The organism is Burkholderia sp. Ac-20392, from assembly GCF_017104585.1.
GTDB lineage: Bacteria > Pseudomonadota > Gammaproteobacteria > Burkholderiales > Burkholderiaceae > Burkholderia > Burkholderia lata.
In genome coordinates, this window is the sequence record NZ_JAAGPB010000047.1 from 19,969 (window position 1) to 32,075 (window position 12,107).

General features: G+C 64.3%; 9 protein-coding genes and 2 pseudogenes. 6 read left to right on the forward strand and 5 right to left on the reverse strand.

Annotated features, from left to right (window positions below; all coding sequences use genetic code 11):
- Positions 1-426 precede the first annotated feature (426 nt).
- Both icmH and G3N99_RS09280 read right to left on the reverse strand, forming a co-directional pair.
- Positions 427-1,641: a type IVB secretion system protein IcmH/DotU gene (icmH, locus tag G3N99_RS09275; protein ID WP_206122207.1), complete on the reverse strand. Its 1,215-nt coding sequence runs from the start codon at positions 1,639-1,641 to the stop codon at positions 427-429.
- Between the two features lie 17 nt (positions 1,642-1,658).
- A pseudogene (locus G3N99_RS09280) lies at positions 1,659-2,933 on the reverse strand (type VI secretion IcmF C-terminal domain-containing protein); the annotation flags it as partial.
- Between the two features lies 1 nt (position 2,934).
- On the opposite strand from G3N99_RS09280, the pseudogene G3N99_RS09285 reads away from it, so the two are divergent.
- The 5 genes and pseudogenes from G3N99_RS09285 to G3N99_RS41830 all read left to right on the forward strand — a co-directional run.
- Positions 2,935-3,327: pseudogene (locus tag G3N99_RS09285) on the forward strand (GPW/gp25 family protein); the annotation flags it as partial.
- A 32-nt stretch (positions 3,328-3,359) separates the two neighbouring features.
- Complete coding sequence (gene tssF / locus G3N99_RS09290) at positions 3,360-5,249, forward strand: type VI secretion system baseplate subunit TssF (RefSeq protein ID WP_206122210.1); 1,890 nt, start codon at positions 3,360-3,362, stop codon at positions 5,247-5,249.
- Entirely contained in the window at positions 5,249-6,322 is a 1,074-nt protein-coding gene (tssG, locus tag G3N99_RS09295) for a type VI secretion system baseplate subunit TssG (RefSeq protein ID WP_206122211.1), read from the forward strand. Before tssF ends, tssG begins: the two co-directional genes overlap by 1 nt.
- The gene (locus G3N99_RS09300; protein ID WP_206122212.1) at positions 6,319-7,425 is read left to right on the forward strand and encodes a type VI secretion system ImpA family N-terminal domain-containing protein; all 1,107 of its coding nucleotides are present in this window, start codon (positions 6,319-6,321) and stop codon (positions 7,423-7,425) included. Before tssG ends, G3N99_RS09300 begins: the two co-directional genes overlap by 4 nt.
- 103 nt (positions 7,426-7,528) lie before the next feature.
- Positions 7,529-8,161 (forward strand): hypothetical protein, encoded by a 633-nt coding sequence (locus tag G3N99_RS41830; protein ID WP_241011552.1) that lies wholly within the window; start codon positions 7,529-7,531, stop codon positions 8,159-8,161.
- Positions 8,162-8,352: 191 nt separating this feature from the next.
- Here the strand turns inward: G3N99_RS41830 and G3N99_RS09310 are convergent, their stop codons facing one another.
- Positions 8,353-9,336 carry an aldo/keto reductase gene (locus G3N99_RS09310; RefSeq protein WP_206122214.1) on the reverse strand — a complete coding sequence of 328 codons (984 nt, stop codon included), beginning with the start codon at positions 9,334-9,336 and terminating at the stop codon, positions 8,353-8,355.
- 119 nt (positions 9,337-9,455) lie between these two features.
- Between G3N99_RS09310 and G3N99_RS09315 the strand changes: the two genes are divergently transcribed.
- Positions 9,456-10,373 (forward strand): LysR family transcriptional regulator, encoded by a 918-nt coding sequence (locus G3N99_RS09315; protein ID WP_174939447.1) that lies wholly within the window; start codon positions 9,456-9,458, stop codon positions 10,371-10,373.
- 71 nt (positions 10,374-10,444) lie between these two features.
- On the opposite strand, the gene G3N99_RS09320 is transcribed toward G3N99_RS09315, so the two are convergent.
- Together G3N99_RS09320 and G3N99_RS09325 are read right to left on the reverse strand one after the other, a co-directional pair.
- Entirely contained in the window at positions 10,445-10,885 is a 441-nt protein-coding gene (locus G3N99_RS09320) for a GNAT family N-acetyltransferase (RefSeq protein WP_174939852.1), read from the reverse strand.
- A 105-nt stretch (positions 10,886-10,990) separates the two neighbouring features.
- On the reverse strand, positions 10,991-12,107 hold a 1,117-nt coding region (locus G3N99_RS09325; protein ID WP_241011553.1), incomplete at its 5' end, for a thiamine pyrophosphate-dependent enzyme.

The window sequence follows — 12,107 nt, forward strand, 5'->3', positions numbered from 1 at the left end:
TACGGTCCAACGTTGTACACCGTACAGAGAACCATCCTGTAGAACGGCGTCGGGCGATGCGAGCGCAGCCCGTGTCAGACGCTGCGCGAGTGGCTGTTCGCATCGCCCCGACGACATCTCGCTGTTCATCGCATGCGTGCTACCGCTTACCAAAAACGGTGCCGCCAATGCGGCGACACAAAGGCGTATCACTACGCTCGCTCGATAGCCTGGCGTTACCATCATCTGGTGCACCGCATTAAAAACAATCTTGATGCATTTCATGCATGTATGCCCGAGCATTTAACCGCGATTCTCCTGAATCGACTGGCTTCCTACGTCCACCACAATAGTTTCAGCCGATACTGAGCCACAAGAATTTACGCTGCCATTCGTCGAAACGATCCCGGCCTACCGGAACCCGAAATTGACGCTCTCCATCAAGCGTCAATCTGTAACGATCACTTCGACACGACGATTTCTTGCTCTTCCCACTGCGGTACCGTTGTCCGCCAGCGAATCGACATCGCCGTTTCCTTCCACAGTAATACGCGGCGCAGATACGCCAGCCGCAACGAGAATCCGGGTCACGTGCCGAGCGCGTGCTTCGGAAAGCACCTGGTTGGATGCTTGACGTGTCGAACTGATCGGAGTGCTGTCCGCGTATCCCGCCACCCGGACGGCCGCGCCCTTGGTCACAGCGGCGATTTCCCGGCCAGCCGAAGCCACCACCGAAGCACCCCACGGCGCCACCGTTGCCTCGCCAGGCCCAAACATGCCGCTGAATCGAAGCGTCAACGCATTGCGCCCGGAGTCGCGGATCAGTTCGACATTCCCAGCAGCGACTTCATCACGAAGCTGCAGTTCCAGATTGCGAGCCAACACATCGAGCTGCGATGCCCGGCGCCCCTCATTCGTGCGCACCCAACGATCCACCGCGACGTAGCCCCCGGCTCCCAGCAATAACGCCACAGCGAGACCGCCCGCGAACCTCGCCCGCGACCGACGCACCGCCACCGGACGTACCCACGGATCGACCGTCTGTCGCGGACGTTTCAGCGGCTCCCTGACGCGACTCATGCTCTGCCCACCCGTCATCACCACGTCGTGTACGTGTTCGCGAATGACCTGCAAGCGCCCTTGACCGCCTGCTTCAAACCGGTATCGCCCACGAAACCCGAGATCGAGTACGTTTTGGTACACCTCAATCAGATCGAGGTTCTCGCGCGGATTGCCCATGGCGTCGTCGATCAGCTGGAAAACACGGTCGCCGCCCCGACGATCATGCCCCAACGCGCTCGCCAGGCTGCTGTCCTGCCATTCGACGCCGGTTGTTGCGCCCTTCCCCCAAGGCGTCTGCATCGCCGCCTCGTCGAGCGCGGAGCACAAGCAATAGCTGGCGCACCGGACATGCTCGGGTCGGAGCCGGAGTTCACTGCAGAGCCACGTGAAGAGACGAACTTCCTGCCCCAGCCATCGACGCCACGGTGCAATGGCATCGGCATCCAGCGTTGCGGGCGTCTCGGCCAACGCCCGCAACAGGACGCGCGACGCTTCGAGCAGCGGGTTGATCGCCTGCTCCGCGGCTTTCAGCCGTGCGGCAACAGACGGCGACGCCATGGCCCCTGCATGGCCCTGCGGATCGGTTGTCGAAAGAATCATCGATCGCCCCTCCCCGTTCAGCGGGAAACGCTACCCGCGCTTGCCGGCAACATGCCTCGCGGCAACCCCGGCGGCGGGCCACTATCCGGCAGGTTGAACGCCGACATCGTGCTGGGGCACCGGAACGTCTTCAGCACGTCGCTCGTCAGTGGATTCGCGACGCTCCCGGCACTTGCGACGTCGAGTGCGGCTTGACGACCGTCGAAACTGAACGCGACGCGCGTGCGGCCCGGCGTCGCCGTCTCCACCACGCGACCTTTCTGGAGCAGGCGCATCAACGCCCACGGTCCGTCCGCTGCGATCGTCGACGTATCCGGTCGAATCCGCGGGCTGGCCGTGATTTCCGTGTGGACGCCGCCGCGCGGCCCCGGCCATGTGACAGTGAAAGGCGCAACAGGACCATGTTGGTAAAGCGTCGTCTGTCCATCGATGTCGAGCGAGAGGCTCATGATCGTCGGATCGAGTTCGGGAATCCGGATGTCGGCCTTCCACGTCATCTGCTTGCGGCCGGGATCGTTGAAGAAGACATCGCGGATGGCCTTTGCATGCTCGAACGGCTCCAGGTCCGGCCCCTGCATGGGTTCGATCGCGCCCGGCAGCGTCCGGTAGCGCCAAGGCTTCGCGGCCGTGTCGACGAACGGTGCAAGCGTTTTCGTGAAGAAGTCATCGATCAAGCCCCCTTGCGCAAACACCCGGGTGAAATCGTCGATGCTGACATCGCGCTTGCCGTTCGGCGAAAACGGATAGTTACCCTCGACAATCAGCCGGCAGGTGTCACCGACCACCGCCTGCATCTGACGCGACAGCAATTGACCAATGCCTTGATTGACTTCGCGCGAGCCATCGGAGGCAAGCTGCAGCAATACCGCGCGGAACGGTGCAGGCATCGTGTCGGCCGCCATTTTCAGTTTCGCGGCAACGTCGCTCGCCGGTGGCATGCTGTTGTTCGACAACGCATTGTCGGCAACGGTGAGCGCCGTGTAATAGTCGTTCAGCAGGTTGGTGACGCCGTCCAGCCCCGTCTTGTCCGTCTGCGTGGCGGCTGGCCGTGTATCGGATTGCGCATCCGCGCTCCCGGTTACGACCTCGCGCAGCGCCGCAAAGTGATTGTCGACAAGTTCCCGTTCGATGCGTTCCGACACCCGAATGCCCAACGCCTTGTCCGCCTTCTGATTGAGCTGGTCGGCAGCCCGCTGCAGCAGCGACCCGTCCGACACAGCCATCGCCTGCGTGAGCGTCGTCTCGTACACGGCAGCCCGCGCAAGCCGCACGAGCGGCGAATCAGGCGCCGCGATGCGCGACATCGTCCAGCGCGATCTCGCCTATCTGCTCAACACGACAAGCATTGAAGACCGGATCGAACGCGAACGCCACCCGCGGGCGGCCGCGTCAACCGTCAATTTCGGCGTGCCTCCGCTCGCGGGTACTTTTCTCGCGTCGCGCCAGTGGAACGACATCGAGCAAATGATCCGGAGGGCCATCACCGATTTCGAGCCGCGGCTGATCCCCGATTCGCTGGTGGTGACGCCCCGCCAGGACGACGACGCCAGCGGCCATCACAATGTGCTCGCGTTCGAAGTGCGCGGCCTGGTTCACATGGATCCGTATCCGCTCGAATTCATGGTGCAGAGTTCGCTCGATCTCGATACGAGCGAAATTCAGATCACCGGCATGCGCTCTAGGTAAGAGCGGCACAACGACAAAACGAGACCTTTCCGATGGACCCGCGACTACTCGACTATTACAACCAGGAACTCATCTACATGCGTGAACTCGCCACCGAGTTCGCACAGGCGCACCCGAAAATCGCGCGCCGGCTCGGCATGCAGGCTGGCGAAGTGGCCGACCCCTACGTCGAGCGCCTGATCGAGTCCTTCTGCTTCATGGCCGCGCGCATGCAACTCAAGCTCGATGCGGAGTTTCCGCGCTTCACGGGGCGGCTACTGGAAGTGATTTATCCGAATTACGTCGCGCCCACGCCGTCGATCGCGGTCGCGCGCCTGTATCCGGGTCAGGCGGAAGGCAATCTGGCCGCCGGCTATCGTATCGCGCGCGGCACGTCGTTCAAGGCACGGATCCCCGATGGCGAAAAAACCGCATGCCAGTTTACGAGCGGCCAGGACGTCACGCTCTGGCCACTCACGATCACCGATGCGCGCCTGACGGGCATTCCGCCCGACATCCCGGCGCTCGACCGCTATGTCCCGCCCGACCGGCAGGTACGCGGTGCATTGCGGCTGCGCCTGGCGACGACCGGCGATGTGCGCATCGCCGATCTGAAGGGGCTCGACCGGCTGCCCGTGTATCTGGCCGGTGACGAACAGGTCGCCTCGCACCTGTTCGAGTTGCTGCACGTTGCCGGCATCGCGTCCATGATCGCAGCGCCCGGCGAATTCGGCGTGCCGGGCCGCTCTCCCGCTGCCGTGACTCACCGTGCGGTCGAACATGAGGGCTTGCACCCCGATCAGAACTTGCTGCCACTCACCTGGACGAAGTTTCACGGGCACAACCTGCTGCACGAATACTTCGCGTGCCCGGCACGGTTCTGGTTCTTCGCACTCAACGGTCTTGCCGAAGGCCTGTCCCGTGTGAACGGTCGCGAGGCTGAAATCGTCGTGCTGCTCGACCGGGCGCCGGGCCAACTCGCGAACCTCGTCGACGCGTCACGCTTCGCGCTGTTCTGCACGCCCGTCATCAACCTCTTCAAACGGCAGACCGACCGCATCGAGATTTCCCCCCGCGAGACCGAGTCTCATCTGGTGCCCGCCCGGCTCGCACCGCTCGACTACGAAGTGTTCTCGGTGGAGACCGTGCACGGACAGGTCGCAGCCACCTCGGACGAACTGGAATTCCGCCCGCTCTATCAAACCCTGAACAACGACGAAGGCAATCACGGACGGTACTTCTCGACACGTCGCGAACGGCGGCTCGTATCCGATACCGCACGCCGTTACGGCACGCGGACCCCCTATGTCGGCACCGAAGTGTTTCTCTCACTGGTTGACCAGAACGAGGCTCCTTACGGCGAGGACATCCGTTTCCTGTCAGTCGTCGCACTGCTGACGAACCGGGATCTCGCCACGCTCGTGCCGCGCAACGGCGTGCGCGACCTGGCGACGGAGGAGTCCGCGCCAGTCGAGAGTATCGGTCTCATTCGCCCGCCGAGTCCGCCGAAGGCGCCGTACGCGGAGCGAGAGATGGCGTGGCGACTGATCCGCCAGCTCAACTTCAACTACCTGCCGCTCGAAGGTCTCGATCACCGTGACGGCGGTCAGGGTCTGCGCGACCTGCTGCGCCTTTACCTTGCGAACGACAACAACGAACATATTCGGCAAGTCGAAAGCCTCGTCGGCGTCAAGACGCGTCCGGTGACACGCAAGCTGCCGGGCACGGGCCCGATGACGTTCGGGCGTGGCATCGAGTGTGCGGTAACGGTCGACGAGGCCGGCTTCTCCGGCGTCAGCCCTTATCTGTTCGGCACGATTCTCGAACACTGGCTGGCACGGCACGTGTCGATCAACAGCTTCACGCAGACCGAATTGCATTCGATGCAGCGCGGCCGTATCGCACGCTGGCCCGCGCGCACCGGAACACGCGGAGTGCTGTAATGGAACGCGCGGCCCTGCCGGCGCTCGTGCGCGACAGCACGCTTTCGCCTGACCTGCTGGAAAGTCTTCAAATGGAGCCGTGGCGCTTCGGGTTCCTGTCACTGCTGCGACGCATCGGCGCGAACCCCGCGGTCGAACCGATCGGTACCGCGCGCCGACCGCAGGCCGAGCCGTTCCGGCTCGGACAACAACCAAGTCTCGCCTTCGCACCGCGTGAAATCGCCGGCGTCCACGAAGCCGCGGGACGGCTCAAGGTGCGGCTCTTCGGTCTCGGCATGCTCGGACCGAACGGGCCACTACCGATCCACGTGACCGAATGGGCGCGTGAACGCGAAGAGGGCCGTCGCGACACGACGACGGTCGACTTCTTCGACATCTTCCACCACCGGTTCCTGACGCTGTTCTATCGCGCGTGGGCATCGGCACAGTCGACAGCCGGCCTCGACCGGAAAGACGACGAGCGGTTTTCGTTCTACATCGCGAGCCTCACGGGCCACGACACCGCCGAAATCGGGCGGCGCCCCCTGCCCTCGCACGCGCGACTGGCCGCGTCCGCGCATCTCGTACGCGAGTCGCGCAACCCGGACGGGCTTCGCGCCACACTCGAACACTACTTCGGCGTGCCGGTCGCGATCGAGGAGAACGTGTTCCACTGGATCGCGATCGCCGCGGCCGATCAGGGGCGCATGGGCCGACCGGGCCCCGCTGCCACGATGGGACAAGCCGCGATGCTCGGGCGCGTGGCGCCGGACCGTCAGCACCGGTTCCGCATCGTGATCGGTCCCATCGATCTCGACTCGTATCTGCGCTTCACGCCGCAGGGTGAAGATCTGCCGCGTCTCGTCGAATGGGTGCGTACGTTCGTCGGCTACGAACTGGAATGGGAACTCGAGCTGCGCATCAAACCCGAAAGCGCGCCGCCGGCCGTGATGGGCGGCCAACAACGCATCGGATGGTCCGGATGGCTGGGGCACCCGAGGCCCAACCGGCCGATTACCGGCATGCGGTTCGAGCCCGAACGTTACGTGCGGCATTTCGATCAGCGCACAACTGAATCCGACAATCGACCATGAGCAAAAAACAGTCACCCCGACAGTCCGTATCCGGTAAAGGTACCGTGAGGGACGCGCCGCATCACGACTGGCTCGCGCCCGTCAGCGATTCCATGCCCTGCGGCCCGGACCTCGAATACGACCACGATTTCGTCGTGCTGTTCGCGAGTGCGGCACCCAGACAGGACGTGCAGTACGGAGCGTTCGTCGGTGCCCCCGATCCCGTCAACTGGAGCGAGCTTGAACGCGACTGCCAGCGGCTCATGCTGCGTACGAAGGACATTCGCGTCGCCGTTCTTTATACGCGATGCCGCACTCGGCTCGTCGGTGCCGCAGGTCTTGCAGATGGCACGAGATTGCTGGCCGCCTGGCTCGATGCATTTGCCGAGCAGGTACATCCACAACCCGATGTCGACGGCGGGCGCGACGCCGCACATGAAATGCGAACGAATGCAATACAGGCGCTCGCCGATCCGGACGGACTGCTCGCCGACGTGCGCGAGATTGTTCTTTCGAAGTCGACGCTCGCGCGACTGCAGATCCGCGACGTCGAGCGTGCCTTTGCGCACCCTCGTCCCGCCGATGCTCTCGCGCCCGAGTCCGTTACGCAGCAGTTGCTGGATATGCGCGCGCAGCAGCCGGAGGTGATGACGAGTTTCGATGATGCGATTACGCATCTCACTGCAATCGATACATGGTGCGCCGTGCATCTCGAAGGGTACCTGCCGGACCTGTCGTCGCTCACGCGACTCCTCGGCAGGTTGAATGCGCCCGCGTCGATGAGCGCGGTCGAGCAGTTGGCAGAATCCCGCGATCCTGCGTTGGCCCCTGGCGAATCGTCCGGAAATCATGCATCCGTGCAGTTCGAACCGATGAATGACGGAACGGTTAGCGCCACCGAGCGCATAACGACCCAACCGAGATCCGCACCGGCGGACCGCCAAGCAGCGCTCGCGCTGATTCGTACGGCGCGAACGTGGTTCGAGACCCACGAACCGAGCAGCCCGATCCCCGTATTGCTCCAACGTGCAGAGCGATTCGTCGGCAAACCTTATGCAGAAGTCGTCACGGCGATTCCGGCCGAGCTTTTAGCGCAGTGGGAAGAAGCCAGCAGCGGCGAGTAACAACGGACAACCGCTACATGGCACGAATGGATAGCACAGGTGCGCAGACGGCCGGACAGCGAGGGCCAAGCCGCGATGTTCACCGCGTAGCTGGCCAAATGAGATGACGAAGACAGTAGCAGAGCTGCAGAGCGAACTCGATCGCCTCGACGCGGAACTTCGGACCGCTCGCAAGCAGGAAGTGAGTGGCCCGCTCGATCAGATCACTGAACTCATGGCGCAGTGGTCAATCAGCCTGAATGAGGTGGACCGGCATTTCAGGCACCGTTTCGGAATGGAGGCGAGCGATGCGTCGCTGCGCCGTACAAACGATCCCGAGTTGACAGCGTTTCTCACGCGCGCCATTCGGCAGATCCTGTCCGACGATCCCAACCCGCCCTCCTGTCCGAGGTGCACAAGCGACAATACTTGCCTCGTTTATCGCAGCAGCGGGCACCATCCCGTCCCCACATTTTGCTGCGACGGTTGCAACCGAACCTTCACGCGTCTTCACGGCACGTCAATTCAAAATCTTAAAAACAAGGAGAAGTTGTTCGAATTCCTACCCTATCTAGCGCATCAACATCCGCTCGATTCGGTCGCCGCCGAAATGTGTGTCACGCGTGTAACAGTGGCGTCGTGGCTACGGCGTGTGCGGCTTTGCTGTGGACGCTCGATCCATCAGGACACTACGTGGCCCGCGTGCGCCTCGGTCAAAGGCCCACGCTGCCCGAACGCCAGTTTCCGTACTGAATAAGTCAGGCTGACCATCGATTTTCCCGTGCATCCTCCTGGACAAACCGGTCCGCCGCAGAAAGAGCGACGATCAAATCGATTCCAGGAAACGCAAACCTGAGACGACGTGAAGATTGTCCCTGATCCGCCTGACCAATACGCGACGGCGTCGCGGGTTGCCGGGTTGCCGGCCGCCCGCAGCCCGCAGCCCGGTCAGCGATCGATGCGCTGCTGGAAGTGCGCGGGATAGCGCTCGCCGACGATCCGGATCTGCTGCAGCGCAGTCTCGATCGCGGCGAGATCGTCGGCCGTCAGCACGACGTCGGCCGCACCCACGTTCTCGTCGAGCCGGTGCAGCTTCGTCGTGCCCGGGATCGGCACGATCCACGGCTTGCGGGCCAGCAGCCACGCCAGCGCGATCTGCGCGCGCGTCGCGCCCTTGTCGGTCGCGATCCGGCCGAGCAGGTCGACGAGGCCCGCGTTCGCCTTGCGGTTTTCCTCCGAGAAGCGCGGCACGACATTGCGGAAATCGTTCTCCGCGAACGTCGTGTTCGCATCGATCGCGCCGGTCAGGAAACCTTTACCGAGCGGGCTGAACGGCACGAAGCCGATGCCGAGTTCCTCGAGCGTCGGCAGGATCCGCGCCTCCGGCTCGCGCCACCACAGCGAATACTCGCTTTGCAGCGCGGCGACCGGCTGCACCGCGTGCGCGCGGCGAATCGTCTGCTCGCCGGCTTCCGACAGCCCGAAGTGCGCGACCTTGCCTTCGCGGATCAGGTCCTTGACCGTGCCGGCCACCTCTTCGATCGGCACGTTCGGATCGACGCGATGCTGATAGAACAGGTCGATGCGATCGATCTTCAGCCGCTTGAGCGCCGCGTCGGCCACGTCGCGGATATGCGACGGCCGGCTGTCGACACCCTTCATCGCCTGGCCGTCCTCGAAACCGAACTTGGTGGCGATCACGACCTGATCGCGAAACGGCGCGACCGCCTCGCCGACCAGCTCCTCGTTGACGAACGGGCCGTACGCTTCCGCCGTGTCGAAGAATGTCACGCCGCGCTCGAACGCGGCGCGGATCAACGCGATGCCGCTCGCCTTGTCGGTCGCGGGGCCGTAGCCGTAACTCAATCCCATGCAGCCGAGCCCGATTGACGAGACTTCGAGGCCGCTCTTACCAAGCATGCGTTGTTGCATGACGCTCTCCTGCTGAAGATGAAAAGGTTCGACCGAATGCCGAGGAAGCCAGTGTAGGTTGATGGATAGCACTCAACAATCGGCGTACCATTTCATGTGTTACTGAGGAAAATTCACAAATGCTCCGTACCGGCATCGGCGAACTCACGACCTTCATCACGATCGCGGAACAGCGCAGCTTCAGCGGTGCGGCGCGCATCCTGGGTGTATCGCCGTCGGCGCTGAGCCATGCGGTGCGCCACCTCGAAGCGCGGCTCGGCGTGCGCCTCTTCAACCGCACCACACGCTCCGTCGCGCTGACGGAGGCCGGCGAGCAGTTGCTGCTGCGCGTGCGGCCCGCAGTGGCCGATCTCGAAGACGCGCTGAACGACGCGGCCACCGCCCGCAACCGTCCGTCCGGCCAGATCCGGATCAGCGCATCGGAGGCGGCGGCGCGGCCGCTGATCCGGCATGTGCTGCCCGCGTTCGTCGCCCGCTATCCGGACATCCACGTCGAGTTCGTCACCGATTCGCGGCTGATCGACATCGTCGAGCACGGCTTCGACGCCGGCATCCGCGTTCACGAAGACGTGCCGCGCGACATGATCGCGGTGAAGTTCGGCGACACGATCCGCTTCGTCGCGGTGGCGTCGCCCGACTACCTGTCACGACACGCGCCGCCGGAGCGGCCGCAGGATCTCGTGGATCACCGGTGCATCCGCTACCGTTTCGAAAGCGGCGCCCTCTATCGATGGGATCTGATCCGCAAGGGCAAGCGCGTCAGCGTGGATGTCGACGGGCCGATGACGCTCGGCAACCAGGGGCTGATGATCGATGCCGCGCTGGCCGGCATCGGCATCGCGTGGGTGACGGAATCGCGCGTCGCCGAGCACGTGGCCGCCGGGCGGCTCGTGCGTGTCTTGCCGGAATGGAGCCAGGATTTCGGCGCGCTGTGTCTCTACTATCCGGCGAACCGGCATCCGCCGGCGGCGCTGCGCCTGTTCGTCGAGGCCGTGCGCGAGTGGGTGGCGGCCGGGCGGGAAGCGGCACCCGCTTGAACGCACGCGTGCCGGGACATCATCGCGGCTGATGCCGTGCCGCGCGACACACGGGCCCGGCCAGCCCGCCCCTAACGCGTGGCGCGCATCAGGATGTTCGCGAACGGTAAACCTTCGTCGTCCTCATCGCGCCGGGAAACTTCCTCGAAGCCGAGCCGCGCGTAAAACGCATGGGCATCGCGATTGTCGGCGTACACCTCGAGTTCGAGCGCGCCCTTGAGCGCGAGCGCATGCTCGACCAGCGCGCGGCCGATCCCGTAGCCGTGCAACGCCGGCGCGACGAACAAGCCGCCGATCGACGCATCGAGCAGGCCGATGAAGCCGACCGGCTCGCCGGCCCGACACGCGACCCAGGTTTCCGCCTTGGGTAGATAAACCGTTTCGATCAGCGTGCGCTGCTCGCGCAGCCGCGCCTCGCCGAGAAACGGATGCGCGAGCAGCGACGCGTCGAACCAGATGGCCGACAGCGTGTGCAGGTCGGATGCCTCGTAGGCGCGAATCTCGATTGCCATGTTTTCGTATTGATCAATTCGACCTGCGGAGACAAACGCACTCCGGCGCGTTCGTCGCTGTGGTACGCCGCGCGCGCGGCCCGAAGCATCGCGCGCGGCACCGCATTACCGCAGGTTGGTTCTCGCCAGCTCGACGATCTCGTCGCCGCGACCACTGAGGATCGCGCGCAGCATGAACAGGCTGAAGCCCTTCGCATGCGCGATCTCGATCTTCGGCGGCATCGCAAGCTCGTACTTCGACGTGACGACGTCGACGACGGCCGGCCCGTCATGCGCGAACGCCATGCGCAGCGCTTCCTCGACGTTCTCCGAATGCTCGACGCGCACGCTGAAAATGCCTGCGCCCTTCGCGATCGCCGCGAAGTCGGTCGGGCTCAGGTCGACGTTCGTGTCGAGATAGCCGGCCGCCTTCAGCTCCATCGACACGAAGCCGAGCAGGCTGTTGTTGTACACGACGATCTTGATCGGCAGCTTGAGCTGGCGTGCGGTCAGCAGATCGCCGAGCAGCATCGACAGCCCGCCGTCGCCGGACAGCGACACCACCTGCCGCCCCGGATGCGCGCCCTGAGCGCCGAGCGCCTGCGGCATCGCGTTCGCCATCGACCCGTGATTGAACGAGCCGTGCAGTTGCCGCTTGCCGTTCATCGTCAGGTAGCGCGCGGCCCACAGCGTCGGCGTGCCGACGTCGGCCGTGAAGATCGCGTCTTCCGCCGCGACGTCGTCGACGATCTTCGTCAGGTATTGTGGATGGATCGCGCGGCCCGGCGGCTCGGCCACCGCGAGATCGTCGAGGCCCTTGCGCGCCGCCGCGTAGTGCTTCAGCGCATTCTCGAGGAAGCGCCGCTGCGTCTTGCGCGTGAGGCGCGGCAGCAGCGCCGCGATCGTCTCCTTCACGGTGCCGACGAGGCCGAGCGCGAGCGGCGCGCGATGGCCGAGCTGCGAGCCCTTCCAGTCGATCTGCGCGACTTTCGCGTTCGACGGATAGAACGGCCGGTACGGGAAATCCGTGCCGAGCATCAGGAGCGTGTCGCACGATTCCATCGCGTGATAGCCCGAGCTGAAGCCGATCAGCCCCGTCATTCCGACATCGAACGGGTTGTCCCATTCGACGAACTGCTTGCCGCGCAGCGCATGCACGACCGGCGCGCCGAGCGTGTCGGCCAGCGCGACCACTTCATCGTGCGCGCCCTGCGTGCCGCTGCCGCACAGCAGCGTCACCGCG

What these genes read in the sequence shown, in the direction of transcription:
- G3N99_RS41830 (WP_241011552.1), top strand. Translation starts at nt 7,529, where the DNA reads ATGACGAAGACAGTAGCAGAGCTGCAGAGCGAACTCGATCGCCTCGAC.
- G3N99_RS09300 (WP_206122212.1), top strand. Translation starts at nt 6,319, where the DNA reads ATGAGCAAAAAACAGTCACCCCGACAGTCCGTATCCGGTAAAGGTACC.
- G3N99_RS09320 (WP_174939852.1), bottom strand. Translation starts at nt 10,885, where the DNA reads ATGGCAATCGAGATTCGCGCCTACGAGGCATCCGACCTGCACACGCTG.
- G3N99_RS09315 (WP_174939447.1), top strand. Translation starts at nt 9,456, where the DNA reads ATGCTCCGTACCGGCATCGGCGAACTCACGACCTTCATCACGATCGCG.
- tssF (WP_206122210.1), top strand. Translation starts at nt 3,360, where the DNA reads ATGGACCCGCGACTACTCGACTATTACAACCAGGAACTCATCTACATG.
- icmH (WP_206122207.1), bottom strand. Translation starts at nt 1,641, where the DNA reads ATGATTCTTTCGACAACCGATCCGCAGGGCCATGCAGGGGCCATGGCG.
- tssG (WP_206122211.1), top strand. Translation starts at nt 5,249, where the DNA reads ATGGAACGCGCGGCCCTGCCGGCGCTCGTGCGCGACAGCACGCTTTCG.
- G3N99_RS09310 (WP_206122214.1), bottom strand. Translation starts at nt 9,336, where the DNA reads ATGCAACAACGCATGCTTGGTAAGAGCGGCCTCGAAGTCTCGTCAATC.